The organism is [Mycobacterium] manitobense (genome assembly GCF_025821665.1).
Taxonomy (GTDB): domain Bacteria; phylum Actinomycetota; class Actinomycetes; order Mycobacteriales; family Mycobacteriaceae; genus Mycobacterium; species Mycobacterium arseniciresistens.
This window is the reverse complement of record NZ_JACKSJ010000257.1, coordinates 13,470-38,461: the sequence shown is the minus strand read 5'-3', so window position 1 is coordinate 38,461 and position 24,992 is coordinate 13,470. Positions and strand designations below refer to the sequence as shown.

General features: G+C 67.8%; 29 protein-coding genes and 2 tRNA genes. 16 read left to right on the top strand and 15 right to left on the bottom strand.

Translation table 11 applies throughout. The features are described from left to right. Positions 1-6: 6 nt before the first annotated feature. Entirely contained in the window at positions 7-1,176 is a 1,170-nt protein-coding gene (locus H7I41_RS28775) for a zinc-dependent alcohol dehydrogenase (protein ID WP_264016066.1), read from the top strand. Positions 1,177-1,179: 3 nt separating this feature from the next. Here the strand turns inward: H7I41_RS28775 and H7I41_RS28770 are convergent, their stop codons facing one another. Then, on the bottom strand, positions 1,180-1,854 hold the full coding sequence (locus H7I41_RS28770) for a DsbA family protein (protein ID WP_264016065.1): 675 nt from the start codon (positions 1,852-1,854) through the stop codon (positions 1,180-1,182). Positions 1,855-1,958: 104 nt separating this feature from the next. Between H7I41_RS28770 and H7I41_RS28765 the strand changes: the two genes are divergently transcribed. Continuing rightward, entirely contained in the window at positions 1,959-3,086 is a 1,128-nt protein-coding gene (locus tag H7I41_RS28765) for a glycosyltransferase family 4 protein (protein ID WP_264016064.1), read from the top strand. 20 nt (positions 3,087-3,106) lie between these two features. Here H7I41_RS28765 and H7I41_RS28760 read toward each other — a convergent pair whose 3' ends face one another. Beyond that, positions 3,107-3,931, bottom strand: coding sequence for an SDR family oxidoreductase (locus H7I41_RS28760; protein ID WP_264016063.1), 825 nt, complete (start codon positions 3,929-3,931; stop codon positions 3,107-3,109). Between the two features lie 70 nt (positions 3,932-4,001). Here H7I41_RS28760 and H7I41_RS28755 point away from each other — a divergent pair, with 70 nt between their 5' ends. Next, positions 4,002-4,694 (top strand): demethylmenaquinone methyltransferase, encoded by a 693-nt coding sequence (locus tag H7I41_RS28755; RefSeq protein ID WP_264016062.1) that lies wholly within the window; start codon positions 4,002-4,004, stop codon positions 4,692-4,694. A gap of 9 nt (positions 4,695-4,703) precedes the next feature. On the opposite strand, the gene H7I41_RS28750 is transcribed toward H7I41_RS28755, so the two are convergent. Continuing rightward, positions 4,704-4,931: a hypothetical protein gene (locus H7I41_RS28750; protein ID WP_264016061.1), complete on the bottom strand. Its 228-nt coding sequence runs from the start codon at positions 4,929-4,931 to the stop codon at positions 4,704-4,706. A 114-nt stretch (positions 4,932-5,045) separates the two neighbouring features. On the opposite strand from H7I41_RS28750, the gene H7I41_RS28745 reads away from it, so the two are divergent. Further along, the gene (locus tag H7I41_RS28745; protein ID WP_264016060.1) at positions 5,046-5,342 is read left to right on the top strand and encodes a hypothetical protein; all 297 of its coding nucleotides are present in this window, start codon (positions 5,046-5,048) and stop codon (positions 5,340-5,342) included. An 8-nt stretch (positions 5,343-5,350) separates the two neighbouring features. Here the strand turns inward: H7I41_RS28745 and H7I41_RS28740 are convergent, their stop codons facing one another. Next, positions 5,351-5,509, bottom strand: coding sequence for a hypothetical protein (locus H7I41_RS28740; RefSeq protein ID WP_264016059.1), 159 nt, complete (start codon positions 5,507-5,509; stop codon positions 5,351-5,353). Positions 5,510-5,595: 86 nt separating this feature from the next. Continuing rightward, complete coding sequence (menJ, locus tag H7I41_RS28735; RefSeq protein ID WP_264016058.1) at positions 5,596-6,816, bottom strand: menaquinone reductase MenJ; 1,221 nt, start codon at positions 6,814-6,816, stop codon at positions 5,596-5,598. A gap of 21 nt (positions 6,817-6,837) precedes the next feature. Here menJ and grcC1 point away from each other — a divergent pair, with 21 nt between their 5' ends. The 3 genes from grcC1 to H7I41_RS28720 all read left to right on the top strand — a co-directional run bounded on the left by grcC1 (position 6,838) and on the right by H7I41_RS28720 (position 9,482). Beyond that, complete coding sequence (grcC1, locus tag H7I41_RS28730) at positions 6,838-7,845, top strand: nonaprenyl/(2E,6E)-farnesyl/geranylgeranyl diphosphat synthase (RefSeq protein ID WP_264016057.1); 1,008 nt, start codon at positions 6,838-6,840, stop codon at positions 7,843-7,845. A 78-nt stretch (positions 7,846-7,923) separates the two neighbouring features. Further along, the gene (gene htpX / locus H7I41_RS28725) at positions 7,924-8,799 is read left to right on the top strand and encodes a zinc metalloprotease HtpX (protein ID WP_264016056.1); all 876 of its coding nucleotides are present in this window, start codon (positions 7,924-7,926) and stop codon (positions 8,797-8,799) included. A gap of 161 nt (positions 8,800-8,960) precedes the next feature. Next, entirely contained in the window at positions 8,961-9,482 is a 522-nt protein-coding gene (locus H7I41_RS28720) for a hypothetical protein (protein ID WP_276009915.1), read from the top strand. 2 nt (positions 9,483-9,484) lie between these two features. Here H7I41_RS28720 and H7I41_RS28715 read toward each other — a convergent pair whose 3' ends face one another. After that, entirely contained in the window at positions 9,485-10,510 is a 1,026-nt protein-coding gene (locus H7I41_RS28715; protein ID WP_264016054.1) for an NAD(P)H-dependent glycerol-3-phosphate dehydrogenase, read from the bottom strand. Positions 10,511-10,804: 294 nt separating this feature from the next. On the opposite strand from H7I41_RS28715, the gene H7I41_RS28710 reads away from it, so the two are divergent. The 4 genes from H7I41_RS28710 to H7I41_RS28695 are packed head-to-tail and all read left to right on the top strand — an operon-like array spanning position 10,805 to position 15,473. After that, complete coding sequence (locus H7I41_RS28710) at positions 10,805-11,905, top strand: glycosyltransferase (protein ID WP_264016086.1); 1,101 nt, start codon at positions 10,805-10,807, stop codon at positions 11,903-11,905. Continuing rightward, positions 11,902-12,924 (top strand): glycosyltransferase, encoded by a 1,023-nt coding sequence (locus tag H7I41_RS28705; RefSeq protein WP_264016053.1) that lies wholly within the window; start codon positions 11,902-11,904, stop codon positions 12,922-12,924. Before H7I41_RS28710 ends, H7I41_RS28705 begins: the two co-directional genes overlap by 4 nt. After that, entirely contained in the window at positions 12,921-14,417 is a 1,497-nt protein-coding gene (locus H7I41_RS28700) for a glycoside hydrolase family 130 protein (protein ID WP_264016052.1), read from the top strand. The genes H7I41_RS28705 and H7I41_RS28700 overlap by 4 nt, the downstream gene beginning before the upstream one ends. 12 nt (positions 14,418-14,429) lie before the next feature. Continuing rightward, the gene (locus H7I41_RS28695) at positions 14,430-15,473 is read left to right on the top strand and encodes a TolB-like translocation protein (protein ID WP_264016051.1); all 1,044 of its coding nucleotides are present in this window, start codon (positions 14,430-14,432) and stop codon (positions 15,471-15,473) included. Here H7I41_RS28695 and H7I41_RS28690 read toward each other — a convergent pair. Beyond that, complete coding sequence (locus tag H7I41_RS28690) at positions 15,466-16,491, bottom strand: threonine aldolase family protein (RefSeq protein WP_264016050.1); 1,026 nt, start codon at positions 16,489-16,491, stop codon at positions 15,466-15,468. The genes H7I41_RS28695 and H7I41_RS28690 overlap by 8 nt on opposite strands. Before the next feature lie 8 nt (positions 16,492-16,499). Then, on the bottom strand, positions 16,500-16,991 hold the full coding sequence (locus H7I41_RS28685) for a YajQ family cyclic di-GMP-binding protein (RefSeq protein WP_264016049.1): 492 nt from the start codon (positions 16,989-16,991) through the stop codon (positions 16,500-16,502). 99 nt (positions 16,992-17,090) lie between these two features. Between H7I41_RS28685 and H7I41_RS28680 the strand changes: the two genes are divergently transcribed. Beyond that, positions 17,091-17,173: transfer RNA gene (locus tag H7I41_RS28680), tRNA-Tyr, on the top strand. 198 nt (positions 17,174-17,371) lie between these two features. Then, on the top strand, positions 17,372-18,502 hold the full coding sequence (locus H7I41_RS28675) for a Fic family protein (protein WP_264016048.1): 1,131 nt from the start codon (positions 17,372-17,374) through the stop codon (positions 18,500-18,502). Between the two features lie 100 nt (positions 18,503-18,602). Here the strand turns inward: H7I41_RS28675 and H7I41_RS28670 are convergent, their stop codons facing one another. The 3 genes from H7I41_RS28670 to H7I41_RS30445 are packed head-to-tail and all read right to left on the bottom strand — an operon-like array spanning position 18,603 to position 20,662. Further along, positions 18,603-19,799 carry a site-specific integrase gene (locus tag H7I41_RS28670; protein ID WP_264016047.1) on the bottom strand — a complete coding sequence of 399 codons (1,197 nt, stop codon included), beginning with the start codon at positions 19,797-19,799 and terminating at the stop codon, positions 18,603-18,605. 30 nt (positions 19,800-19,829) lie between these two features. Next, positions 19,830-20,255 (bottom strand): hypothetical protein, encoded by a 426-nt coding sequence (locus H7I41_RS28665; protein WP_264016046.1) that lies wholly within the window; start codon positions 20,253-20,255, stop codon positions 19,830-19,832. Further along, complete coding sequence (locus H7I41_RS30445; RefSeq protein WP_372503821.1) at positions 20,252-20,662, bottom strand: DUF3263 domain-containing protein; 411 nt, start codon at positions 20,660-20,662, stop codon at positions 20,252-20,254. The genes H7I41_RS28665 and H7I41_RS30445 overlap by 4 nt, the downstream gene beginning before the upstream one ends. A 75-nt stretch (positions 20,663-20,737) precedes the next feature. Between H7I41_RS30445 and H7I41_RS28655 the strand changes: the two genes are divergently transcribed. Continuing rightward, on the top strand, positions 20,738-21,064 hold the full coding sequence (locus tag H7I41_RS28655) for a hypothetical protein (RefSeq protein WP_264016045.1): 327 nt from the start codon (positions 20,738-20,740) through the stop codon (positions 21,062-21,064). A gap of 276 nt (positions 21,065-21,340) precedes the next feature. Further along, positions 21,341-21,733, top strand: a complete 393-nt coding sequence (locus tag H7I41_RS28650; RefSeq protein ID WP_264016044.1) for a hypothetical protein — start codon at positions 21,341-21,343, stop codon at positions 21,731-21,733. Between the two features lie 322 nt (positions 21,734-22,055). Here H7I41_RS28650 and H7I41_RS28645 read toward each other — a convergent pair whose 3' ends face one another. Further along, the gene (locus H7I41_RS28645; RefSeq protein ID WP_264016043.1) at positions 22,056-22,538 is read right to left on the bottom strand and encodes a hypothetical protein; all 483 of its coding nucleotides are present in this window, start codon (positions 22,536-22,538) and stop codon (positions 22,056-22,058) included. Between the two features lie 29 nt (positions 22,539-22,567). Beyond that, positions 22,568-22,924: a DUF732 domain-containing protein gene (locus H7I41_RS28640; RefSeq protein ID WP_264016042.1), complete on the bottom strand. Its 357-nt coding sequence runs from the start codon at positions 22,922-22,924 to the stop codon at positions 22,568-22,570. 97 nt (positions 22,925-23,021) lie between these two features. On the opposite strand from H7I41_RS28640, the gene H7I41_RS28635 reads away from it, so the two are divergent. Then, a tRNA-OTHER gene (locus tag H7I41_RS28635) sits at positions 23,022-23,142 on the top strand. A gap of 66 nt (positions 23,143-23,208) precedes the next feature. On the opposite strand, the gene H7I41_RS28630 is transcribed toward H7I41_RS28635, so the two are convergent. Both H7I41_RS28630 and H7I41_RS28625 read right to left on the bottom strand, forming a co-directional pair. Continuing rightward, entirely contained in the window at positions 23,209-24,039 is an 831-nt protein-coding gene (locus H7I41_RS28630; protein WP_264016041.1) for an SDR family NAD(P)-dependent oxidoreductase, read from the bottom strand. Then, positions 24,036-24,968 (bottom strand): alpha/beta hydrolase, encoded by a 933-nt coding sequence (locus H7I41_RS28625; RefSeq protein WP_264016040.1) that lies wholly within the window; start codon positions 24,966-24,968, stop codon positions 24,036-24,038. The genes H7I41_RS28630 and H7I41_RS28625 overlap by 4 nt, the downstream gene beginning before the upstream one ends. Positions 24,969-24,992: the final 24 nt, after the last annotated feature.

Genomic DNA, 24,992 nt, shown 5'->3' with positions numbered 1-24,992 from the left:
CCAACCATGCGTGCACTGTGCTGGAACGGTGTCAACAACCTGTCGGTCGAGACCGTCGACGACCCGGAACTGCTCAACCCCCACGACGTGATACTCGCGGTGAAGCTGACCACCACCTGCGGCTCGGACCTGCATTTCATCGACGGCTACCTGCCGGGGATGCGGGAAGGCGACGTGTTCGGCCACGAATTCATGGGTGAGGTCATCGAGACCGGTCGCGAGGTGACCAAGATCAAGGTCGGCGACCGGGTGGTGGTGCCGTCGTTCATCGGATGCGACCGGTGCTGGTACTGCGAGCACGAGCTGTACGCCTGCTGCGACACCACCAATCCGAATGCCGAACTGCAGCAACCGGTGCTTGGCTATCCGTCCGGTGGAATCTACGGCTACACCCACGAATTCGGCGGCTACGCCGGATCGCACGCCCAGTACATCCGGGTGCCGTTCGGTGACACCAACTGTTTCCCGATTCCCGGCGACGTCACCGACGAGCAGGCGTTGTTCCTCTCCGACGCGGTCCCGACCGGGTTCATGGGCGCCGACTTCTGCGACGTCTCCGGCGGCGACACCGTCGCGGTGTGGGGTGCGGGCGGCGTCGGGCTGATGGCGGCCCGCAGTGCCCTGCTGCTTGGCGCCGAGCGAGCGATCGTGATCGACCGCTATCCCGAACGACTGGCGCTGGCGCGCGACGGCTTCGGTCTCGAGACGATCGACTACAGCTCCGTCGACAGCGTGCAGGAGATGCTGCGTGAGATGACCGGCGGCCGTGGACCCGACGCGTGCATCGACGCGGTGGGCATGGAGGGCCACAGCACCGGTGTGCAGCAGGTCTACGACCGCGCCAAGCAGCTGCTGCGGATGGAGACCGACCGGGCGAGCGCGCTGCGTCAGGCGATCCTGGCCTGCCGCAAGGGCGGCGTCGTCTCGGTGCTCGGCGTCTACGGGCTCACCGACAAGTTCCCGATGGGTGTGCTGACCAACAAGGGGCTGACGCTGCGGACATCTCAGCAGCACGGGCAGCGATACATGAAGCGGCTGTTCGACTACGTCGAGCAGGGCGACCTCGACCCAGCGAAGCTGATCACCCACGACCTGCCGCTGGAAGAGGGCGTGCGGGCCTACGACATGTTCAAGAACAAGCAGGACAACTGCATCCGGGTCGCGCTTCGGCCGTGATGCTCACACCGAGGACAGCAGCTTCGCCAGCCAGTTGTCGTCGTAGATGTCGAGCTTCTCGTCGTTGACGAGGTCGTACACCGTGGGTGTGCCCGCGTCGAGCGGGTCGATCTCCCAGAGGAATTCGGTGTTCAGCGCGGTCATCTCCGCGGTGTCGACGGCCTCGCTGCCAGCGGAGATCTCGCCGGCCCGCTCGCCGCCGATGCCGCTGTCGGTCGCGAGCTTCGCCAGGGCGGCGTTCGACGGCGCCTCCGGTGAATCCTGTTGCGCCCAAAGCTGTTCGACGAAGTTCTGGAAGTCGGGGGCCGACGTGCCGGGGCCGGCGGCCAGGAACATCGCATTGCTCACCCGGGCGCTGTGGTCGTTGCCGTCCTGGTCGAAGAACGTCACCGGACGGTAGGTCACCGCCAGCTGGCCCATGTCGACGTACCGCTCGAAGTCGGCGCCGAAGTCGGCCTGCAGGTCCGCGCAGTGCGGGCACTGCGGCTCGGTGAACACCTCGATGCGCACCGGCGCCTCGGGAAAGCCGATCACGATGCCGTAGCCGTCCTCGGTGACGGCGGTCCCCGGCTCGACGGGATCACGCTTGGCGGCGCCGGCGATGTCGCGGCTGCAGCCGGCGGTGAACAGCAGCAGCACCGCCAGCCCGAGCGCCACCATTTTCCTGCTCGCGGTCATGGAGGCGACGGTACCGCGCACTCGACTTCGGGCGATCCCGGGTTTTCGTGTCGCGTATGCCTGCACGCAACCTGCGGGAAAGCGCACGCTGAAACGATCACGACGTGCGCGTTGCTATCGTCGCCGAGTCCTTTCTGCCGAACATCAACGGTGTCACCAACTCCGTGCTTCGGGTGGTCGAGCACCTCCGCCGCACCGGACACGAGGTGCTCATCATCGCCCCCGACACCCCGCGCGGCGAACCGCCCGCCGACCGGGTGCACGACGGCGTCCGGGTACACCGGGTGCCGTCGCGGATGTTCCCGAAGATCAACTCACTGCCGCTCGGCATGCCGCGGCCCCGGATCGTCCAGGTGCTGCGCGGCTTCGATCCCGACGTGGTGCACCTGGCGTCGCCGGCGCTGCTCGGGTGGGGCGGCGTGCACGCGGCCCGCTATCTCGGGGTGCCGACGGTCGCGGTGTTCCAGACCGACGTCGCCGGCTTCGCCGAGAGCTACGGTGTCGGCGTGCTGTCGCGGGCGTCCTGGGCGTGGACCCGCAGGCTGCACAGCAAGGCCGACCGCACGCTGGCGCCGTCGACCTCGGCGATGGAGAATCTCGCCGCGCACCGGATCCCGCGGGTACACCGCTGGGCCCGCGGCGTCGACATCACCGGCTTCGCGCCGTCGGCCCGCGACAACGCGCTGCGGCAGCGGTGGTCGCCGGACGGCAGGCCGGTCGTCGGCTTCGTCGGCCGGCTGGCGCCTGAGAAGCACGTCGAGCGCCTGGCCGTACTGGCCGCCCGCGACGATCTGCAGCTCGTCGTCGTCGGCGACGGCGTCGACCGCGCGAAATTGCAGGCGGTGCTGCCGTCGGCGTTGTTCACCGGGGCGCTGTACGGCCAGGAGCTGGCGACCGCCTACGCCAGCATGGACGTGTTCGTCCACCCCGGTGAGCACGAGACGTTCTGCCAGGCGGTGCAGGAGGCGATGGCCTCGGGCCTGCCGGTCGTCGCGCCCGATGCGGGCGGTCCGCGCGACCTCGTCGCGCCCTACCGCACCGGCTTGCTGCTGCCCGTCGCCGAGTTCGAGGCCAAGCTCGCCGACTCGGTCGGCCACCTGATCGCCGAGCGGCAGCGCTACTCGGTGGCCGCCCGCCGCAGTGTGCTGGGCCGCACCTGGCCCGCCATCTGCGACGAGCTGCTCGGGCACTACGAAGCGGTGCAGGGCCTGCGCCGGTTGAAAGCCGCCTGACCGCCTAGTACCGCGGGACTCTAGCCGCCGGCTTCGACGGCGACGGGCTGCCACTCCTCCCACGTCGCGAGGCGGCTCTCGTAGTCGGCCCTGGCCAGTTGCAGCGGCAGCTCGCCGAAGAACACCCGCAGTGGCGGCTTCTCGGCGTCGACGATCTTGAGCACCGCGGCGGCCGACGCCTTCGGGTCGCCGGACTTCGCCGTGCGCTTGCTGCGGGCGGCGTCGGCTTGGGCGTGCGCCTCCTCGTAGGCGAGCAGCGGGGTCGCGCGCTTGGCCGACGAACCGGCCCAATCGGTGTCGAAGCCGCCCGGTTCGATGAGGGTGACGTGGATGCCGAACGACTCGACCTCCTGCGCCAGCGCCTGCGAGAACCCCTCCAGCGCCCACTTCGACGCGTGGTAGATGCCGACGTTCTGGAACGCCGTGATCCCGCCGATCGACGACACCTGGAGGATGTGGCCGCTGCGTTGGGCCCGCAGATAGGGGAGCGCCGCCTGGGTGACCCACAGTGCGCCGAAGACGTTCGTTTCGATTTGGTCGCGCGCTTCCTGCTCGGACAGTTCCTCGACGAAGCCGAACTGGCCGTAGCCGGCGTTGTTGACCACGATGTCGAGCCGCCCGAAGTGGTCGTGGGCCTGCTTGACGGCCGCGAAGTCGGCGTCGCGGTCGGTGACGTCGAGGCGGATCGGCAGCAGGGCGTCGCCGTACTTCCCGACCAGGTCGTCGAGCGTCGAGGTGTCGCGGGCGGTGGCGGCCACGCGGTCGCCGCGGTCGAGGGCGGCGATCGTCCACTCGCGCCCGAAGCCGCGCGACGTGCCGGTGATGAACCAGACTTTTGCACTCATGTCGCCGTATAAGCGCCGTCGCGGCGCCATCATTCCCGGCCTCCACGGACGCACAGGTAGCGTCGGCATCGTGAGCCGGGCGTCGTTGGAGAAGAATCCGCACGAGGTGGCGTCGATGTTCGACGGCGTCGCCCGCCGCTACGACCTGACCAACACGGTGCTCTCGCTGGGGCAGGACCGGTTCTGGCGCCGGGCCACCCGCGCGGCCTTGCAGATCGGCCCCGGTGACAAGGTGCTCGACCTGGCCGCGGGCACGGCCGTCTCGACCGTCGAGCTCGCGGCGTCCGGCGCGTGGTGTGTGGCGGCGGACTTCTCGGTCGGCATGCTGGGCGCCGGTGCGCGCCGCGATGTCCCCAAGGTGGCGGGCGACGCGACCCGGCTGCCGTTCGACGACGGTGTGTTCGACGCGGTCACCATAAGCTTCGGGCTGCGCAACGTCGTCGACCACGCCGCGGGGCTCCGCGAGATGGCGCGGGTGACGCGGCCGGGCGGGCGACTGGTGGTGTGCGAGTTCTCCACTCCGACATACGGGCCGTTCGCGACGCTGTACAAGGAGTATCTGATGCAGGCGCTGCCGAGGATGGCCCGCACGGTGTCGTCGAACCCGGACGCGTACGTCTACCTCGCCGAGTCGATCCGGGCCTGGCCCGACCAGCCCGCGTTGGCTCAGCGGATCGAGGACAACGGGTGGTCACAGGTGCGGTGGCGCAACCTCAGCGGCGGCATCGTCGCCCTGCACGCCGCGGTCAAACCTGGTACTTAGCCCGGCTTCTCAGCCGAGCGGGCCGCCGGTGCCCTGCGGCAGGATCGGCGTGTCAGGGTGGCCCTGGCGTGGCGGCGTGGTGTCCCGCTCGCTGATCGGTTCGCACTTCCCGACGTAGGTGACGTCCCCGCACGGACCCATCGGCTTCGCGGCGACGGGGGCGCTGAGCCCGAGCGCCATCACGGCTGATGCGGTGGCGACCCAGAGCAGGCGGGCCGGCCTGTGCGATGCGATCATTCGCGGATCTCCTCGCTGTCAGAGTGAACAACCCGCGTGGACTCCAGAGTAGTCCCGTTGCAGGCCCGGCGGGATAGCATTCACGCGTCCATCCGGGCGACGAGGAGATTGGCGATGCAGACGTTCTGGCGCTACGTCCAGATCCAGCTCGTGGTGTTCGTGTTCGGCATCGTCGGGCCGATCTTCCTGATTCTGTTCTTCACCACACGGCCCGATCCGACGATGAAGTGGGCCTACTGGGCGGGCCTGATCATCGTCTTCTTCGAGGTGCTGATCGCGCTGGGGCTGACCAAGCGGAGCATGACCGAGCAGAAGCCGAAATTGTCCACCGCGCAACTCATCGAGCAGGCCAGCGCACGGCGCAGGAGCGCCTCGCGCGATTCCGACGAGGAGTTCAGCTCGTCAGAGTGACCGCCGCGTCACTCGCAGAAGAAGCAGCGGGCGGTCACGGCGGGCAGCGCCGTATGGCAGACGGGGCAGACCTCGACGCGCCGCTCCTCGGGCGTGCGGGTCTTCCTCGGCGGCGCACTGTCGATCGGCGGCGGAGGCTTCGGCAGCTCGTGTTCGACAACGGCCATGCCGTCGAAGATAACCGGCCGAACTGAATGGCAGACGACGGCCCGGCAGCGGAAAGACGTCCGCAGCAAACATTTCCGGCCAATGCTCAGCTGAACGGCTTGCGCGCGTCCAATTTCCGCGACGCCAATCCGCCGGCCCGCCACACCCGCGCGATCCGGTCCTCGTCCTCGTCGGTCACGAGATTCCCCATCACCCGTACCGCGATCCGCATCAGCGTCGTCGACCGCATCGCTACCGGACCGGCCAGGGGCAGGAAGCGCGGCAGCGTCAACAGCAGCGCCAGCCGCCGCGCCACCGAGAATCCGCGCGCATAGTGCTCCCGCAGCACCGCCGGCCACACCGTCGACAGGTCCGCCGCACCGAGGAGCTCGGCGGCCAGCCGGCCGGTCTCCAGGCCGTAGTCGATGCCCTCACCGTTGAGCGGGTTGACGCAGGCGGCGGCGTCGCCGATGAGCATCCAGTTGGGTCCGGCGACGCCCGAGACCGCCCCACCCATCGGCAGCAGGGCGGACAGCGGCGCGCGTGGCTCGCCGTCGAAGCCCCACTCCTCGCGGCGCAGCGAGGTGTAGTACGACATCAGCGGCCGCAACGCCGCGTCGGAGGGCCTCTTCGCAGTGGCCAGCGCGCCGACGCCGATGTTCACCTCGCCGTTGCCGAGCGGGAAGATCCACCCGTAGCCGGGCAGCACCTTGCCTTCCGGTGAGCGCAGTTCCAGGTGCGAGGTGATCCACGGCTCGTGACTGCGCGGGCTCGCGAGGTATCCCCGCACGGCGACGCCGTACACCGTCTCCTGATGCCACTGCCTGCCCAGCACGCGGCCGAGGGTGGACCGGGCTCCGTCGGCGACGATCAGGGTGCCCACGCCGACCTCGTCGCCGTTGTCGAGCACCACCGCCTCGACGGCGCCCGACGAAGCATGGCGTACCGCAACGGCTTTCACGCCGAGCAGCATCTTTGCGCCGTCGTCGGCCGCGACCGACCGGATGCGGTCGTCGAGTTCGGTGCGCGCCACCGCGCTGCCGGTGGGCGGGAACGACGGCCCGGGCCACGGCACCTCGACGTCGGCGCCGAAGCCGGACATCCGCAGCCCGCGGTGCCGGATCCGGCCGTCCAGCCACGGCCCGAGGCCCAGCCGCTCCAGCTCGGCGACCGCGCGCGGGGTGAGGCCGTCGCCGCAGGCCTTGTCGCGGGGGAACTGCGCGGAATCGATCACCAGCACGTCGCGGCCGTCGCGGGCGGCCCACGCCGCGGCCGCGGACCCCGCGGGTCCGGCGCCCACCACAACCACGTCTGCCCTGGTTCTCATCGTCCCCAGTATGTTGGAGAGGTGAGGACACCGGCGACCGTGGTGGCAGGCGTGGATTTCGGCGATGCGACGTTCGCGTCCGACGTCCGCGACGGCGTGGCCCGCATCGAGGAGCTGATGTCCTCTGAGCTGGGCAGAGCCGACGAGTTGATGGCCGAGGCCGTGCAGCATCTCTTCCAGGCCGGCGGCAAGCGGTTCCGTCCGCTGTTCACCGTGCTCTCGGCGCAGCTGGGGCCCGAACCCGACGGCTGGCAGGTCTCGGTGGCCGGCGCCGTCATCGAGCTGGTGCACCTGGCGACGCTGTACCACGACGACGTGATGGACGAGGCGCAGATGCGCCGCGGCGCGCCGTCGGCCAACGCCCGGTGGGGCAACAACATCGCGATCCTGGCGGGCGACTACCTGTTCGCGACGGCGTCACGGCTGGTCTCGCGGCTCGGCCCGGACGCCGTGCGGGTGATCGCGGACACCTTCGCCCAGCTGGTCACCGGCCAGATGCGGGAGACGCGGGGCGCCGCCGAGGGCGTCGACGAGATCGATCACTACCTCAAGGTCGTGTACGAGAAGACGGCCTGCCTGATCGCCGCCTCCGGCCGGTTCGGTGCGACGTTCTCCGGCGCCGACGACGAGCAGATCGAGCGGCTCAGCCGGCTCGGCGGCATCGTCGGCACGGCGTTCCAGATCTCCGACGACATCATCGACATCGACAGCGACCCCGACGAGTCGGGCAAGGTGCCGGGCACCGACCTGCGGGAAGGCGTGCACACGCTGCCGGTGCTCTACGCCCTGAGGGAAACCGGCGCCGACGCCGACCGGCTGCGGGAACTGCTCGCCGCCCCGATCGACAACGACGACGACCTGGCCGAGGCGCTGCGGCTGCTGCGTCGCTCACCAGGGATGACGGCGGCCAAGGAGACGGTGGCGCGCTACGCCGCGCAGGCCCGCGACGAGCTCGATCAGCTGCCCGACGGGCCCGGCCGGTATGCGATGGCGTCGCTGGTCGACTACACCGTGAACCGGCACGGCTGAGATCACGGAACCCGGACGGCGGTCCGGAGCGTTCAACCGGCGAAGACCTCTCAGATCTGCGACAGGAGGAAGTCCGCGATGAGCTGGAACCCACACGCCAACAGGTTCAAGACGTTCCTGTTGCTGGTGTGCATGTCCGCGCTGATCGTGTTCGTCGGTGCGCTGTTCGGCCGGTCGATCATGTTCCTGGCGGTGCTGTTCGCCGTCGGCATGAACGTCTACGTCTACTTCAACAGCGACAAGCTGGCACTGAAGGCCATGCACGCCCAGCCGGTCAACGAGATGCAGGCGCCGGCGATGTACCGCATCGTGCGCGAGCTCGCGACCGCGGCCCGTCAGCCGATGCCGCGGCTCTACATCTCCGACACCGCCAACCCGAACGCGTTCGCGACCGGGCGCAACCCGCGCAACGCCGCGGTCTGCTGCACCACCGGGATCCTGCACATCCTCAGCGAGCGGGAGCTGCGCGCGGTCCTCGGCCACGAGCTGTCGCACGTCTACAACCGCGACATCCTGATCTCGTGTGTGGCCGGCGCGATGGCGTCGGTGATCACCGCGCTGGCCAACATCGCGATGTTCGCGTCGATGTTCGGCGGCAACCGCGACGGTGCCAATCCCTTTGCGCTGCTTCTGGTCTCGTTACTGGGGCCGATCGCCGCGACGGTGGTGCGGCTGGCGGTGTCCCGGTCGCGGGAGTACCAGGCCGACCAGTCGGGCGCCGAGCTGACCGGTGATCCGCTGGCGCTGGCGTCGGCGCTGCGCAAGATCGCCGGCGGGGTCGAGGCGGCCCCGCTGCCGCCCCAGCCGCAACTGGCCGACCAGGCGCACCTGATGATCGCCAGCCCGTTCCGGGCAGGGGAGAAGATGGGCAAGCTGTTCTCGACGCACCCGCCGATCGAGGAGCGGATCCGCCGGCTCGAGGACATGGCAGGCCGCGGCCCCGGCCGGTACTGACGGCCATCGGTGCCCGCCGGCTCACGCGAGTTCTACGCGAGGGCTGTGACCGCGGCGCATTTGCGACCCTCCTGTAGAACTCGGCATCCCGGGCCGGTACTGACGGCCATCGGTACCCGCCGGCTGCGCAACCACGTTAGGGTGATCGCGTGCTGAGCAGAATGCTGATCGGCGCGGCCAGTGCCGTGGGGGCGGTCTTCGTCGGAATGCCGGGGACCGCGGCAGCCCAACCACCTGCGCCGCCGCCGCCACCCCCGTTGCCCAACGTCAACGCCTGGGCCCCGGCCAAGCTGCCGGACTACGCCGTGACGGACGGCAGCTGGTACGCCTTCGCCACGCCTGAGGGCATCACCTGTGTGTTGCAGCGCAACGGCGGCTACGGCTGCAGCGGCGCACTGCCTGGTGCGCCCGGCGGCGCGAACCTGGTGAGCGGCGGCCCCGGGGCGCCGGGGTTCTCGAGCACCTCGGCGCCGCTGTATGTGGCGACTGAAGCACCCAAGCCGCTGCCCCCGAACACCCGGCTCAGCTTCCAGACGGTCAGCTGCGGCACCGACGGCACCATCACGTCGTGCGTCGACACCCGGACCCAGAACGGCTTCGTCATCAGCCCCACGGCCAGTTGGGTCGTCGGCGGCAACCCGCTGGTCGACCGCCCCGAGGGCACCAGCCCGTACTTCAACTGACGTCAGAAGCCCTGGCCGTGCACCTCGTGGCCGGGCTTCTCCGCGGCCAGCCCGCGATAGGCCTGCTCGACGGATGAGCCGTGATTGATCACGCCGTCCACCTCGCGGGCGATCGGCATGTTCAGGCCGTACTCGTCGGCGAACTCCATGATCACCTTCGAGGCCTTGACGCCCTCGGCGACCTGGTTCATCGACGCGATGATCTCGTCGATCGACTTGCCTGAGCCGAGCTGTTCGCCGACGTGGCGGTTGCGGCTCCGTTGGCTGGTGCAGGTGACGATGAGGTCGCCCATGCCTGCCAGTCCCGCGAAGGTGTCGCGGTGCCCGCCGAGCGCCTCGCCCATCTTCGACATCTCTCGCACCGCGCGGGCGATCACCATCGCGCGGGTGTTCTCGCCGATGCCCAGCGAGTAGCCCATGCCCACGGCGATCGCATAGACGTTCTTCAGCGCACCCGCCATCTCCACACCCACCACGTCGTCGGTGGTGTACGTGCGGAATCGCTTGGTACGGAACAATTCCGCGAGCCGTGCCGCCAGGTGCTGGTCGGGCATGGCGAGCACCGCGGCGGCGGCGTAGCCGTCGGCGACCTCACGGGCGATGTTCGGCCCGGCCAGGATTCCGGCGGGGTGGCCGGGCAGCACCTCGCCGACGATCTGGCTCATCCGCATGTTGGTGCCCTGCTCGAGTCCCTTGACCAGTGACACCACCGGGACCCACGGCCGCAGCTCGCCGGCCAGTTCCTCGAGCACGCCGCGGAATCCGTGCGACGGCACGCCCATCACGACGACGTCGGCCTGGTTGGCGGCCTCGGCGAAGTCGGTGGTGGCGCGCAGCGATTCGGTCAGGGCGACCTCGTCGCCGAGATACTTGGTGTTGCGGTGGTTCGCGTTGATGTCCTTGGCCGTCTCCTCCGAGCGCACCCACTGCAGTGTCGGTCCGCGCCTGGCGCAGATGGAAGCGACGGTGGTGCCCCAGGAGCCTCCGCCGAGGACGACGACATTGGGTTCGCGCTGAGCCGGTGCCATCCGATCAGGGTAGGGCGGACGTCTCTGATCGGAGGGCAATTCACGGTTGAAACCGTCCCCGTCGGGACCGCCGCATGCACCGCAGCGGCGGCATTGGGTGTACGGTCGAATGAGTTGGGTAACCAGCCAGTCCGGGAAGGGTCGGCCGTCTCACCGCCGATCACCCGAGCAATCGCTCACGCCGGACACGCCGGTGGCAACCGCAAAGCCGGGATCACCTTGACCGTTTCGTCCGTTTTTCGCACCTCGACTTTCGACAATGCAGCGCAGTCGTTCCCGCGTCCCAGTGTCGGAATCCTCAGTACTTACCCACCGACCAGATGTGGCCTGGCCACCTTCACCGCGGCGCTTGCCGACGGCCTGAGTGAGCACGGCTCGGACATCAACATCGTGCGGGTCGCCGGCGACCCGTCCACCTCGAGTCCGAGAGTCATCGGCGAGGTCGTCAACGGCTCGGCGTCCTCGGTGCGCGCCGGGGCCGGACTGCTGAACCAGAGCGACGTGGCAGTCATCCAGCACGAGTACGGCCTCTACGGCGGTGCCGACGGCGACGAAGTCGTCGACATCGTCGGTGAACTCGACATCCCGTCCATCGTGGTGACGCACACGGTCCTCAAAAGACCTACGGCGCATCAACGTTGGGTCCTGGAACGGCTCGCGACACTGGCCGATCGGGTGGTCGTGATGTCGGATGCCGCCAAGGTCCGTCTGTGTCAGGGATTCGACGTCGACAGTCGCAAGGTCATCACGATCCCGCATGGCGCGCGGATCCCGCAGCAGGTGTCGACCAAGCGTTCCGGCAGACCGACGCTGCTCACCTGGGGTCTGATCGGTCCCGGCAAGGGCATCGAGCGGGTGATCGAGGCCATGCGGTCACTGCACGACCTCACAGGTCAACCGCGGTATCTGGTTGCCGGTGGAACCCACCCCAAGGTACTGGCGAACGACGGCGAGGCCTACCGCGATGCACGGCGCGAGCAGGCCAGGCGACACGGTCTGGCGGGTTCGGTGTCATTCGACGACGACTACCGGAACGCGGCATCGCTGACCACGCTGGTGCAGTCGGCGGCCGCCGTGGTGCTGCCCTACGACTCCACCGATCAGGTCACCTCCGGGGTTCTGGTCGACGCCATCGCGCACGGCCGTCCGGTCGTGGCCACCGCATTCCCGCACGCCGTCGAACTCCTGGGTACCGGGGCGGGCATCATCGTCGACCACGGTGACCCCGACGCACTGACATCAGCCCTGCGGCGGGTGCTGACCGAACCGAGGCTCGCTGGGTCGATGGCCGCTGAGGCGCGCAGGCTGGCGCCGACGATGTCGTGGTCCATCGTGGCGGATGCGTATCTCACACTGGCTCAACGACTTCTCCATGAACGGATGGCCGCTGCATGAACACCGAGACACCCGTCCCGCTGTTCGACCATCTGCGCCGGATGACGGACAGTCGCGGCACTTTCGAGCACGCCTGCCTGGATGCTCCGCGGCCCGAACACGGCTACTGCACCGATGACATGGCGCGGGTGATCGTAGTGATCGTCCGGCAACCCGAGGTGGACCGCACGCTCAACGGTCTGGCCGGGCTCGCGCTGCGCTTCCTCGGCGAGGCGCAGACGCTGACCGGCCCCTGCCGCAACCGGATGGACAGCAGCGGCCGCTGGACCGACGAGCCAGGTCTCGACGACCCATGGGGCCGATGCGTCTGGGCCACGGGAACGGCGGCGGCGCACAGTCCGGTCGCATGGGCGAAGCAGTCCGCCCTCATGCAGTTCGAGCGTGCCGTTCAGGCGCGGTCGACATCACCTCGAGCGATGGCCTTCGCGGCCCTGGGTGCGGCCGAACTGCTCAGTGTCCAACCCGATCACGCAGCGGCCCGCAGATTGCTGACCGACTATCGGGAATCCCTTCCCGCACCGAGCGGTGATCCGGCCTGGCCGTGGCCGGAGGCTCGACTGGCCTACGCCAATGCCGTTCTCGCCGAGGCGATGATCGCGACGGGCGACGCGCTCGACGACTCCGGGCTTCGCCGACGCGGACTCGATCTGCTTGCCTGGCTGGTCGATTACGAGACGGTGGACGGTCACTTCTCACCCACACCGGTGGGCGGCCGGGACAACAGCGATGCGCGGCCCGGGTTCGACCAGCAGCCCATCGAGGTCTCGACACTCGCCGACGCGTGCGCGCGCGCCGCTACCGTCGACCCCGACGCGGCGTGGCCCGACGGCGTCCGCCGCGCGGCGGCCTGGTTCGAGGGCGACAACGACTCGGCGCAGGTGATGTGGGACCCCGCGACCGGTGGCGGTTATGACGGTCTGCACGCCGACGGGGTGAACCTCAACAGAGGCGCCGAGTCGACACTGGCGGTGCTCTCGACGTTCCAACACGCTCGCCGGCTCGCGACCGTGCCCCAATGACCTCGGTGGCGAGTCCGCTCGCCACTCGGAGTCCGGTACGACTCACGCCGGACAGGTCACGGGTGATCACCCAGTTGTTCGTGCCGGGCCAGGAGGGGTTCGAACATCAGGAGTCCCGAGCGGGAGTGGTGCTGCGCCGGATCCTCGCGCTGGACGAGGACGAGGTCCGGTCGACCCTCGACGATGTGCTGACCCGCTTCCAGGGACGGCACCGAGACATGGTCGGGACATTCCGCCGGCACGCCCGGGAACTCGCTGACCGCCTTGATCGCGACGTGGAACTCACCCCGGAGCGGGTGCTGCTCGTCGGTGCGGCGTTCACCAGCGAGTACGCCATCGAAGGGGCGGCGCTGTGCAACCCGAGCATGGTCGCGCACCCCGATCAGACCGATGTGCCCGCGGGCAGCCTGCGATTCGTGATGAGTGTCCGCGGCATCGGCGAGGGGCACCGGTCCTCGATCGGGTTCCGCACCGGGACTGTCGACGCCGCGGGCGGGGTGCTGCTCGACGCCCCGCCGGCCTACGCTTCCGTCGGCATCACCGACGCCACCCTGCTCGAGTCCGCCGTGTTCCGCAGCGAGCTGACCCGGCTCGACGAGGCCGGTGAGGCCGCCGACTACGTCCTCGATGCGCTCGGCGACAGCTTCACCCGTGCCGATCTGAGCGAGCGTCTGGATCGGCTGAACACGCATCTGAGCACACGCGGGCATGCACGCAAGACGATCGACGCCATCCAGGTCATCGCCGAACGCACGTACGGGATCCGATTCTCCGACGAGGTGCCTCTCAGCGAGCGGGTGCTCGTCCCGGCGATGGGCGCCGAGGCGGGCGGTATGGAGGACGCGCGGTTCCTCCGCTTCGTCGACGAGGACGGCTCCGTCACCTACTACGCCTCCTACACGGCCTACAGCGGCACGTTGATCAGCCAACAGTTGCTCGCGACAACGGATTTCCAGACTTTCACCTCCACGCCGATGGTCGGTGCCGCCGCAGCGAACAAGGGCCTCGGCCTGTTTCCCCGGCGCATCGCCGGCCGCTACGCGGCGATGTCGCGGTCGGACCGGGAGACCAACTCGATCGCCTTCTCCGACCATCGGTGTGTGTGGACCGACGCGTCACCATGCCAGGTGCCCGAGCAGGCCTGGGAGGTGCTGCAACTCGGCAATTGCGGCCCGCCGGTCGAGACCCCTGACGGGTGGCTGGTGCTCACCCACGGCGTCGGTCCGATGCGCACGTACCGTATCGGGGCGCTGTTGCTCGATCTGGACGACCCGACCCGGGTCATCGGTCGGCTCCGCCATCCGTTGCTGAGCCCGAGCGCCGACGAGCAGGACGGCTACGTGCCCAACGTCGTCTACTCGTGCGGCGCGCTCGTGCACGGCGAGACGCTGGTCATCCCCTACGGGATCGGGGACTCGGCCATCGGATTCGCCGCCGTCCCGCTTCCCGCACTCCTGGACGCCCTGCGAGAGTCTGCGCCGACGCCCGGATAATCGACTCCCGTGATGGTGCGAACTCTGCTCGCAGGTCTGGCGTCGACGGCGCTGTTGGTGGCGTGCCAGGCGCCGCAGGCCGAGCCGGAGATCAGTGGGCCGATGCTTGCCTTCCGGGCCGCCGGCGAGATCGGGCTGGCGCAGGGGGGCACGGTACTCGCGACCGAGCCCGGCGACTTCGCCGCCACCGGTGAGCCGATCCTCACCGAGGACGGCCGGTTCGTGTTCGCCCGCAACGACGGCCGGCTTGCGGTGCTCGACACGGAGAGCACGTATCCGCGGACCATCGAGGTGCCGGTCGGCCCGTGGGTGGGCAACGGTGGTGGCAGCACCGTCGTGTGGGTCGAGGAGCCGGACCGGCTGATGCAACTCGACCTGGCCGTGGCGAACCCGGTGCCAACGCTGCGCCGGACGCTCGACCTGCCGGCAACGGTGGCCCCGTCCGGTCCGCCGCTGCTGGTCGCGTCGCGCGGGGACACCGCGGTGGTGGCACGGGCCGAGGCGCAGCCGCCGCCCTCGAACGGCCCGCACATCTTGTATTCGGTCCGTGCCGGCCGACCGCCGAAGCCGCTGGGTGATACGAACGCGAACACGCCGATAGAGCGGGCGGTGATCAGCCCGGACGGCAACAGCCTTGCCTACGCGGTGTTCCGCGAGTCGGGCGGCGGCTGCGGTTCGGCGACGCTGACCATCGTCTCGCTGGAGGACGCGGCGCCGCGCACGATCAATGTGGGTTCGCGCGACCCCATGGTGGGCGACCGGGTGCTGTACCTGTGGTGGACGGGCATCACGCCGGAACTCAGCCACGTCGAGTGGAACTGCGCCGACCCGGAGATCCGAAGGTTCCCGGCGGTGTCGGAGGTCCGCGGGCTGAGCCTTTACCCGACGCTGCAGGGTGCCGCGCTGCAGATCCTCGACGTGGGGCCGGGTGTCACCGCGACGCTGGAGCCGTCGGCGTTCGAAGCCGGCGAGCCCGTCGGCCTGCTCATCGTCGACGACAAGGGAGAGAAGACGCCGGTGCACACCGACGTCAGCGCCGTCGCACCGGTCAGCTGAGCAGTTCGACCAGCGTCTGCGCGGCGTGCCGGCACTGCTCGGCAGTCACGTCCAGGTGGGTGACGGCGCGCACGGTCCGCGGACCGAACGCGTTGAGCAGCACGCCGCGGTCGCGGGCCCGGCTCACCAGCCCGGCGGCGTCGAGCTCCACGGCGGCGGGCAGACGGAAGACGACGATGTTCGTCTGCACCGTCTTCAGGTCGATGGGGATGACGCCGGCCAGGGTCTCGGCCAGCGCGCGGGCGTTCGCGTGGTCGTCGGCGAGCCGGTAGAGGTGGTGGTCGAGGCCGTGCAGCGCGGCGGCGGCGAAGATGCCGTTCTGCCGCATCGCCCCGCCCATTCGCCTGCGGTGGCGGTCGGCGCGGGCGATGAGGTCGGCGCTGCCGGCGAGCAGTGACCCGCCGGGCGCGCCGAGACCTTTCGAGAACGCGACGGACACCAGGTCGAAGGGCGCGGCCAGCTCACCGGGCGTGGCGCCGGTGGCGACGGCGGCGTTCCACAGCCGGGCGCCGTCGAGGAATGTCGCCAGGCCTCGCTCGCGGGCCAGCGTGCACAGCTCGACCACGTCGGCCTGCGGGAACACGACGCCGCCGGCGCGGTTGTGGGTGTTCTCGATCTGCAGCAGCGTGGTGATCGGGAACACCGGCAGCCCCGAGGGCTTGATCGCGGCCTGCATCTCGTCGGCGGTGAAGGCGCCTCGGCTGCCGATCTCGACGATCTGCACACCCGCGTTGAGCGCGGCGCCGCCTGCCTCGTGCCACGCGGCGTGCGACTCCACGGCGGCGATCACCTCGTCGCCGGGGCGCGTCAGCACCCGCAGCGCCACCTGGTTGGCCATCGTGCCGGACGGCAGCCACAGCGCCGCCTCCATGCCGAGCAGCTCGGCGAGCCTGGCCTGCAGCCGATTGGTGGTCGGGTCCTCGCCGTACTGGTCGTCGCCGACCTCGGCGTCGGCCATCGCCGCACGCATCGCCGCGGTGGGCCGGGTGACGGTGTCGGAGCGCAGGTCGACGGGCACGCGCCGCGTCAGCGGTAGTTGACGAACTGCAGCGCGACGTCGAGGTCGGCGCCCTTGAGCAGCGCCTGGACGGCCTGAAGGTCGTCACGCTTCTTCGAGCTGACCCGGATCTCGTCGCCCTGGATCTGCGCCTTGACGCCCTTGGGGCCCTCGTCGCGGATGAGCTTGGTGATCTTCTTGGCCTGCTCGCTGGTGATGCCCTCCTTGATCGAGCCGGACACCTTGTAGGTCTTGCCGCTGGCCTGCGGTTCACCGGCGTCGAAGGCCTTCATCGAGATGTCGCGGCGGATGAGCTTCTCCTTGAAGACGTCGACGGCGGCCTTCACGCGTTCCTCGGTGGAGCTGACGATCTCGACGGCCTCCTCGCCCTTCCACGCGATGGTGGTGTCGGTGCCGCGGAAGTCGAAGCGGGTGGACAGCTCCTTGGCGGCCTGGTTGAGCGCGTTGTCGGCCTCCTGGCGGTCGACCTTGCTGACGATGTCGAAGCTGGAATCCGCCATGGACTTGCTCCCTCCCTGAAGTGTTCGGCCCGTTTTCGTTGTTGGCCCATCCTCGTTGTACCCTGCTACTCGCACCAAATTCCAGGGTGCGACCACCCCGGCAGGTTGCCCGAGCGGCCAATGGGAGCGGACTGTAAATCCGTCGGCTTACGCCTACGCAGGTTCGAATCCTGCACCTGCCACGCTGTTCAGCCCCACTTTCGAGTGGGGCTGTTTGCGTTCGTGGGGCCGGAGTTGTCACGGATTGTCACAACCCGCGCGGAACTCGGCGCGGAAGGCCTCCGAAGCCTCATGCAAAGGAACCTGGAACATAGTAGAAACATGTAAAGAATTCGATAGAATCTTTACATGTCAGTGGAAAGTCTGTCATCGTGTGTGTCGTGACGAACTGGGATCCGGAACGGCCGTACAACGAGCTGCCCCCGCCTCCGAGCGCCGAGGATCTGGAGACCAGGCGTGTGCTCAAGGCTGCCATAGGCGCGAACGCCGCACTGGCGCAACTTGATCAGGCGGTTGTGTCTATCCCGAATCCCACGGTGCTGATCAACTCCATTCCGATACTTGAAGCGCAGGCGAGCTCCGAGATTGAAAACATCGTTACGACCACCGACGAGCTGTTCCGGCACCTGGACGACGACGCTAACGCTGATCCCGCAACGCGAGAGACCCTGCGATATCGCACAGCCCTCAGGGCAGGCTTCGATCACACCCTCGAGCGAGGGCTAACCACGTCCACCGCCTCGGCAGTCTGCAGCATCATCAAGGGTCGCGAAATGAAGGTTCGCGCGCTGCCTGGTACAAGAATCGGCCGGCCCGGAGCCGGTGAGGTTATCTACAGCCCCCCCGAGGGGCGCGATGTCATCAACGAGAAGCTCGCCGAATGGGAGCGGTTCATCCATGCGGATGATGGGCTCGACCCACTCGTGAGGATGGCTGCCGCGCACTATCAGTTCGAAGCGATCCATCCGTTCACAGATGGCAACGGCCGAACCGGACGCATCTTGAATGTGCTGATGCTCATGGATGCTGAGTTGCTGCGGTTGCCGGTGCTGTATCTGTCGCGGTACATCATCGACACGAAGAATGACTACTACCGATTGCTTCTCGCAGTCACCGCTGAGTCCGCCTGGGAAGAGTGGGTGCTCTACGTCTTGGCCGGGATCGAAGTGACGTCTCGATACACACTGCGGAAGATCGGTGCGATCCGCGCGTTGCAAGATGATTTTCATCAGCGGGCACGGGCGGCGTCACGGGGTGGAGCAGACTCGGAGTTTCAATCGGTGCTCTTCGAACAGCCCTACTGCCGTATAGCTACCGTGATGGCGCGATGCGACGTTTCGCGACCGACCGCTACTTCGTGGTTGAACGCCCTTGCGGATGCGAAGATGCTTCAGACCGTGAAGATTGGGCGCGACCGTCTCTTCATCAACCGAGAGTTCCTGCAGCTACTGACCCGACGGGAGCCACTTGGCGAACCGGATCCGTATGGAAAGAAACTTCCTACGAAGTAGAAACCTGTTAGAAAACACTCCGATTGTTAACATCAAAGTGTGATCCAGGTCACATTAACCAGTCGGGCGTTCAGTGGGGCGCGAGGTCGTCGACTCTAGGTCACGAATTAGCCAACTGGTGGGCGAGTCGGCCGAAGCTTTGGGCCGCCAGCATCAAGGCTTCCGGCTGAGAGTGGACGTAGGTCTGCATCGTGAACGCCTTCGACGCGTGTCCCAGCCACGCGGAGATCAGCGCGATGGGCACGTTCTCGAGGTGCATCAGCGTCCCGCAGGTGTGGCGGGCGTCGTGCAACCGGATGTGGCGCACGCCTGCTGCTTTCAGCATCCGGGACCACCGTGACGTCAGCGCGTGCGGACTCAGGGCCTCGCCGGCCTCGTTGACGACGACGTATCCGCTGGCCTGGTACGTCTCGCCGAGGGCCAGGCGGTCGGTGGCCTGGATCGCGCGCGCCGACCGCAGCGCCGCGGCCAGGTGGTCGGGCAGCGGCAGGGTCCGGCGGCTGGCACCGGACTTCGGCGTCTCCTCCACGAGGTTGGCTCCGAACCGCAACCGGGTCCCGGCGATCGTCATCGTCCGGCCCTCGAGGTCGACATCACTCCACCGGAGGCCGGCCACTTCGCCGCGGCGCAGTCCGGTGAGCGCGAGCTGCCACGCCACGGCGTACCGGTCGCCGGTGATGTGGTCGAGCACCTTCTGCAACTCCAGCGACGTGAACGTGTCCGGGGCCTTCGCGTCGGCGGGGATCCGGTCGACGAGCTCGGCGACGCTGCGCACGACATGGCCCTGACGCATCTGATCTTTCAGCACCGCGGTGAGCAAGCCGAGCATGTAATTCACCGACCGCGGCGACCACGCCTTGCGCACCTTGCCGGTGGGGGAGGGCAGGCCGCCGGTGCGCAGCGCGGTGACGAGGTCGTCGATGTGGCGTTTCGTCAGGTGCTGCACTTCGACGTTGCCGAGGACGTCGATGGCGGCGGCCAGGTTCACGCGGTGACCGTGCAGCGTCGACGCCTTCAACCCGTGCTTCGCCGCCAGCCAGTCCTCGCACGCCTGGGCCAGCGTCACCTTCGATGGCTGGACGTACGTGCCGCGGGCGACCTCGCCGCGGATCTCATCGAGCGCGCGCCGCGCCGCGGCCTCCGTCGGGTACCGCTTCCGGAACTGCTTGCGCTTCCCGTCGACCAGGCCGACGTCGACCGTCAGCTGGTAGCGCACCACCGGGCGGCCACCGGCGCGCTGCGCCAGCTCGACGCGCTTGATCTGCGGCGGCAACTGCCGACGGGACGCGTGAGTCATCAGGCGCTGGTTTCGACTACGGCGCGGTAGCTACCAGACATTGACAACAGCATCACTAAAATCCTCTTGGTAGATCGCACGGCACTCGAAACTGCTCCTGATCATCGCCGCATAGGTGTTTTGCGAATCTACTTTGCCGACGATCGAGTAAACCGCTGTCACACCAGACGGCTTGAACTTAGGAAACTGGCTCTTCATGTGGGTGATGTCCGCATCGGAGAGTTCTACTTGCCATACGGTGACATCCCCGAATTCGGCGCTCGACGGAGATACCAATCTGTCGGCTACGTACCGCAGACAACGTTCTCTAGCGTCCTCGCGCTGGTCGCCCTCCGCGTCGCAACCTGAAGCGCATAACCCTAAGACGATGGCGGCGAAGCAACCGCCGAGCGTTTTGCTACGAAGTGATACCCCCATAGCGTGAGGGTAAGCGAGGACAGCCAGTTCGCTGGTCATAAGCGGGAACTGGAAACATGGAGACGTCGCAACCGGTTCACCGTGACCGGTGCATACGCCAACGCGGCCTCCCGGGTAAGTAGACGGTTCAGCAGCTGGTAGTACCGCACCGCCTTCAGCCCGAGCTGCTCGTCGATCGCAGCCTCCTTGCCGCCGGGCGGCTCGGTATCTGATGGCTGACCGCACCGTCTACGGCCGGGCGGTGCGCCTGCGGACCGACTCCCTGGCGCACGGCTTGCACCGCGTTCGACCAGGTCTGTTGCTGATCCGGTTCTCGGGGGTCTTCGGATGGCCGTTCGGGCAGAAGCCTTCGGGAACGACCCGCTGCCCAGAGTTGTACAGGGCCTGCCGTTCACGTCGGCATGCCAGGCAGGTTCGCCTGTTGCCGTTGGCGCGGGTGGTGTCATCGCCGTGCTGCTGGGTGTTCTCGGGGGTTAGCTTATGGCCGCGCTTGCAGTGAGTGAGGCCAGGCGCACGTAAAGGTGTCGCGGCCGAACCGCTCGACGAGCCGGGTGCTGCAGGTGCGGTTGAGCCCGGAGGAGATGGAGGCGCTCGAGCGGATCGCCAAGCGCCGTAAGGTTCCGGTGTCGACGGTGGCGCGCGAACAGCTGCTCGGCCTGATCGCCGAGGAAGCAGCTTCTGCCAGCGACCTTCACTCGTCGGCGATGCTCTTCACCGTGAACAGTCTGGTCGCACTATCGAGTCACTTGCAGGAAATGGTGACTCACACGCTCGAGTCGTCGACCACGGTGGTCGACATGTCCTTTCCACCGGCGCTTGACGTGGCAGAAGCCAACCGCCCCAATTGATAACGCGGTCTATGGATAAGTGGGAGTCGGCGATTCGCGAGGAACTGTCAAAAGATGTTGCGGGAGTGCGAAGCGCCAGTTGGTGAGTACCCGAAGCGGCCGATCGATGGCAGGTCTCCAGGAACGGTGTAAAGGCGGTGGGACGGACCCAACAGGCGTCAATTCTTGATCGCGCAACCAATAGCACTGTCGCGGAGAAGGTTTCCCCACCGTACGGACCTTGATCTGGGCATAATCGCCGAACCGGGGGAACTGTTGGGGAGGCGCGATTCACAGATGCCGAATAGCGATGATGAGAATGCTGCGTTGCGGAGTTTTTTAGAAGCACAACAGATGATTGAGGAACACCGAAGGCGTGAAACCCGGCAAAACTGGGGCATCGTAGCCTTCGTAGTGGGCCTCGGTGCGTTCCTCTTGTGGGCATATGTCGCCTCTCGCCCGGCTGAAGCGCCACCCAGCCCAAGAACCACCTACCCCACCGGTCAGTATCAGACGCCAGCTCGAACGCAGGACCCGAGGGCAAACGATAGCGACGGCGACGGAATCTCGAATATTGCGGATCCGCACCCGTCCGACGCTGACTGGGACGACGACGGCGTAAAGGACGGTATCGACCCTTCAGTACCCGACCCTTATCCCGGCAGCCAGACCAATGATGAGCGTCCGTGATCGCCGGATAATTCGGGGCTTACGTTCAACCAAGCAGGTTTGAGTTCGTACAGCGGGTCCATTGAGTCGAACAGCGGATCAGGCCCGCAGTTGACCGAGCACATCGCAGTTCGGGCAAACTCCACCACTTCGTCGGGGTCTTGAGCGTGGGTCAGCTCGCGTGGCGCGGTTTGCTTCGGCGGACACGCAGGACGTCCGAGAGGCGCATCATGCCGTCGCCGCGTTCGTTGCGGGCGTCGGCCAGGCCCGCCCTCGCCGACGCACGCCGCACGAACCACGGCGACCACGCGCAAGTCCTGGTCGACATCCTCTACGCTGCGGCTCATCGTCCCGGGTTCGCCGCCCGCTCGACTTGGCCGACACATTGGTACACCGCGGCGTTGTACTGCCCCCAGGCCGGGTCGATGTCCCGGCCGTCAGGCAGCAGTGTGCGCCGCCGAGCGTCCGAAGTGATCGCGAACACCGCGCCGTTGCTGACCAACCAGGTGTCCTGGCTGGACGCCTTCGTGCCGTCCGCACCGAAGATGTTCCCCCCGACGTACGTCGTCGCGTCCGGCGCGTTCACCGCCTGAGTGTGCTCGAGTTGTTCTCCGTCGGTGAACGCCGCGTTGATCATGTCGACGATCGCGGTGGGCGCCTCAGTGCAGTTGGCCGCCGGCGATACGGTCGTCACCGGCTGCTCGATAGCCGGTTCGGTGACGAGCGGTGCGCCATAGGAGACGGTCGTTGACTTGGGCGGCCGATCCGGTCCGCCGCACCCCGCGATGACGAGTACTGCGGCGATCGCCGCGAAGATCCTCCCCATGCCGAAATCGTAGCTGCGGCTGCACGAGTTCATGGGCAGAGGTGGGTGGTGGCGGCATCGACGATGATTGGCGCGCTCACCGGAGACGGCATCAAACCCTCGCCGTTGCTCAGCCAATCCACCACGAGATCCCGGGGCTTCCCGACCTGGCGCACTTGTTCGCACACCCAGTTCCCGGTCTGCAGGGCAGACGGGCCGTCGTCGAACTGTCCGAAACAACGGCCATCCGCTCGGCAGTGGTACGGGTCGTCGTCGTGGTCGATGAGTTCGGCCGCGTCGAGCGCACGGACGTAGGTCTCAACGTCGGCGCTGGCCGGCGCCGCCATCGCGACGCCGACCGCGAGTATTCCCACCCAGATGGTCAACCACCGTCTCACATCCCCCATGCGGCGATCGTATCCGCGAGGGTCGACTACCAGACGCGGATTGTCACGCGATTGTCACAACGCGTGCGACTCGCGGCGGCACACGCTGACACACAGTGACACGGTTGCTGCAGCTCAAGTCCCCGATCCGACATGCGGTGACACGCCCAGACTCACTATCTGGCGGACTGTAAATCCGTCGGCTTACGCCTACGCAGGTTCGAATCCTGCACCTGCCACGCTGATCAGGCCCCCTTTCTTCGAGGGGGCCTGACCCTTCTCGGGGCGTTGTCGGCGGTGTTCGCCTACTTCGCCCAGGGAAAGAACCGCGACACCGCGATGGCGATGAGGCGCTGGTAGCCGGGGCCGATGACGCGACTCAGCACATCGAGGGCCTTCGCATCCCAGCCGACCACCACTCGGGCACGGCCCTTGGCAACAGCTTTGATGATCGTCTCCGCAGCCATTTCCGGCGTATGGAGCGCCATGTGCTTGTCGAAGAACTCGGCGAAGCTCTGGGCGTTTTGGCCCTCGGCGACAGCGGCGTTGCGGGCGACGGCAGTCTTGATGCCGCCGGGGTGTACACAGGTGACCTTGACCGGGTGCTTGGCGACCAGCATCTCTTGGCGCACAGCCTCGGTGAATCCCCGAACGGCGAATTTGGCGGCATTGTAGGCATTCTGGCCGGGCACCGCGATCAGCCCGAACACGCTGGAGATGTTGACGATGTGTCCGTCCCCGGAGGCGATCACGTGGGGCAGGAACGCCTTGGTCCCGTTGACGACGCCCCAGAAGTCGATGTCCATGATCCGCTCGATGTCCTTGAACTCGGACCTCTCCAGGTCACCGTTGTAGGCGACACCGGCGTTGTTGTACACCTGGTGGACCGCACCGAAGTGCGCCATGACGTCGTCGGCGTAGGCCAGCACGGCCTCCCGTTCGGCAACGTCGAGCCGGTCGGCTCTCACCGTGGCGCCCAGCGCCTCGGCCTCTCGGGCTGTGCCGGCGAGTCCTTCGGTGTCGATGTCCGAGAGCGCGAGCTTGGCGCCCTTCGCCGCGAGATCAACGGCCAACGCACGGCCGATGCCGGATCCGGCTCCGGTGATGACGGCGACTTTGCCTTCGAATCGGTTCATTTCCCTGCGACCCCCGCGTCGGCGTCCGATGACGACCGGACATGCGAGCGCAGCTTCGCGCCGAGATCGGCGATCGCCTCCCGTGCCTCGGGTAGCACGCTGACCTGGAGGTGGAAGACGTGCCACAGCCCGTCGAACACGCGATGGTCGACGATCCCTGTCCCGAGCGCGGATACCGCGGTGGCGATGTCACGCGAATCGCCGCGGATCGGATCGTCGCCCGCGGTCTGGATGACAATCGGTGGCAAGTCAGCCATGTGGCCGTAGACCGGCGAGATTCCGGGAGTCATCGGATCGGCACTGCCCACGTAGCGGGGAGCCCATTCGGCCGTCATGGAGGGCAGGATCAGCGGATCCCGCAGTGTGGGTCGCAACCGATCGATGTCGATGGCGAGGTTCGCCCACGGGCAGATCAAGCCGAGCGCCGCCGGCGCCGGGATCCCGCGGTCACGCAGCGCCATGGCCAGCGCCAGCGTCAAGCCGCCGCCGGCCGAATCGCCCGCGATGACCGTGCTTCGTGGATCGAGCCCGTCGTCGAGCAACTGCGAGTACATCGCGACCATCTCTTCGAGTGCCACCGGATACCGGGCCTCCGGTGCCCGCGAATAGTCGGGGATGATCGCCGTCATGTGGGCCGCGCCGGCCAGGTGCGCGACCATCCCGCGGTACCCGGTGGCACTGCCCAGCGCGTAGGCGCCGCCGTGCAGGTAGATCAGGGTTCCAGCGGCTGCCCCCGTCGGCGGTGTGACCCGTTCGACCGGCACGCCGGCGATGGTGCTGCGCTCGAACCGGCTCCCCTTCGGTGCGCGGGCGGCGCGGGTCAGCGTCTCGAACAGGGCGCGCTTCCCCTCGACCGAGATGCGCTCGGAGGCGAAGAGTGGTCGGGATGCTCTCAGCCCGGCCCGGACGACGTGTCTGGTGATGCTCATGATGGACCTTTCAGGAAGTTGTTG

What these genes read in the sequence shown, in the direction of transcription:
- H7I41_RS28640 (WP_264016042.1), bottom strand. Translation starts at nt 22,924, where the DNA reads ATGGGGGATGTGAGACGGTGGTTGACCATCTGGGTGGGAATACTCGCG.
- H7I41_RS28665 (WP_264016046.1), bottom strand. Translation starts at nt 20,255, where the DNA reads ATGACCAGCGAACTGGCTGTCCTCGCTTACCCTCACGCTATGGGGGTA.
- H7I41_RS28720 (WP_276009915.1), top strand. Translation starts at nt 8,961, where the DNA reads ATGCTGATCGGCGCGGCCAGTGCCGTGGGGGCGGTCTTCGTCGGAATG.
- H7I41_RS28670 (WP_264016047.1), bottom strand. Translation starts at nt 19,799, where the DNA reads ATGACTCACGCGTCCCGTCGGCAGTTGCCGCCGCAGATCAAGCGCGTC.
- H7I41_RS28750 (WP_264016061.1), bottom strand. Translation starts at nt 4,931, where the DNA reads ATGATCGCATCGCACAGGCCGGCCCGCCTGCTCTGGGTCGCCACCGCA.
- H7I41_RS28685 (WP_264016049.1), bottom strand. Translation starts at nt 16,991, where the DNA reads ATGGCGGATTCCAGCTTCGACATCGTCAGCAAGGTCGACCGCCAGGAG.
- H7I41_RS28760 (WP_264016063.1), bottom strand. Translation starts at nt 3,931, where the DNA reads ATGAGTGCAAAAGTCTGGTTCATCACCGGCACGTCGCGCGGCTTCGGG.
- H7I41_RS28700 (WP_264016052.1), top strand. Translation starts at nt 12,921, where the DNA reads ATGACCTCGGTGGCGAGTCCGCTCGCCACTCGGAGTCCGGTACGACTC.
- H7I41_RS28740 (WP_264016059.1), bottom strand. Translation starts at nt 5,509, where the DNA reads ATGGCCGTTGTCGAACACGAGCTGCCGAAGCCTCCGCCGCCGATCGAC.
- htpX (WP_264016056.1), top strand. Translation starts at nt 7,924, where the DNA reads ATGAGCTGGAACCCACACGCCAACAGGTTCAAGACGTTCCTGTTGCTG.
- H7I41_RS28775 (WP_264016066.1), top strand. Translation starts at nt 7, where the DNA reads ATGCGTGCACTGTGCTGGAACGGTGTCAACAACCTGTCGGTCGAGACC.
- H7I41_RS28645 (WP_264016043.1), bottom strand. Translation starts at nt 22,538, where the DNA reads ATGGGGAGGATCTTCGCGGCGATCGCCGCAGTACTCGTCATCGCGGGG.
- H7I41_RS28745 (WP_264016060.1), top strand. Translation starts at nt 5,046, where the DNA reads ATGCAGACGTTCTGGCGCTACGTCCAGATCCAGCTCGTGGTGTTCGTG.
- H7I41_RS28770 (WP_264016065.1), bottom strand. Translation starts at nt 1,854, where the DNA reads ATGACCGCGAGCAGGAAAATGGTGGCGCTCGGGCTGGCGGTGCTGCTG.
- H7I41_RS28715 (WP_264016054.1), bottom strand. Translation starts at nt 10,510, where the DNA reads ATGGCACCGGCTCAGCGCGAACCCAATGTCGTCGTCCTCGGCGGAGGC.
- menJ (WP_264016058.1), bottom strand. Translation starts at nt 6,816, where the DNA reads ATGAGAACCAGGGCAGACGTGGTTGTGGTGGGCGCCGGACCCGCGGGG.
- H7I41_RS28650 (WP_264016044.1), top strand. Translation starts at nt 21,341, where the DNA reads ATGCCGAATAGCGATGATGAGAATGCTGCGTTGCGGAGTTTTTTAGAA.
- H7I41_RS28705 (WP_264016053.1), top strand. Translation starts at nt 11,902, where the DNA reads ATGAACACCGAGACACCCGTCCCGCTGTTCGACCATCTGCGCCGGATG.
- H7I41_RS28695 (WP_264016051.1), top strand. Translation starts at nt 14,430, where the DNA reads ATGGTGCGAACTCTGCTCGCAGGTCTGGCGTCGACGGCGCTGTTGGTG.
- H7I41_RS30445 (WP_372503821.1), bottom strand. Translation starts at nt 20,662, where the DNA reads ATGACACCACCCGCGCCAACGGCAACAGGCGAACCTGCCTGGCATGCC.
- H7I41_RS28630 (WP_264016041.1), bottom strand. Translation starts at nt 24,039, where the DNA reads ATGAACCGATTCGAAGGCAAAGTCGCCGTCATCACCGGAGCCGGATCC.
- H7I41_RS28625 (WP_264016040.1), bottom strand. Translation starts at nt 24,968, where the DNA reads ATGAGCATCACCAGACACGTCGTCCGGGCCGGGCTGAGAGCATCCCGA.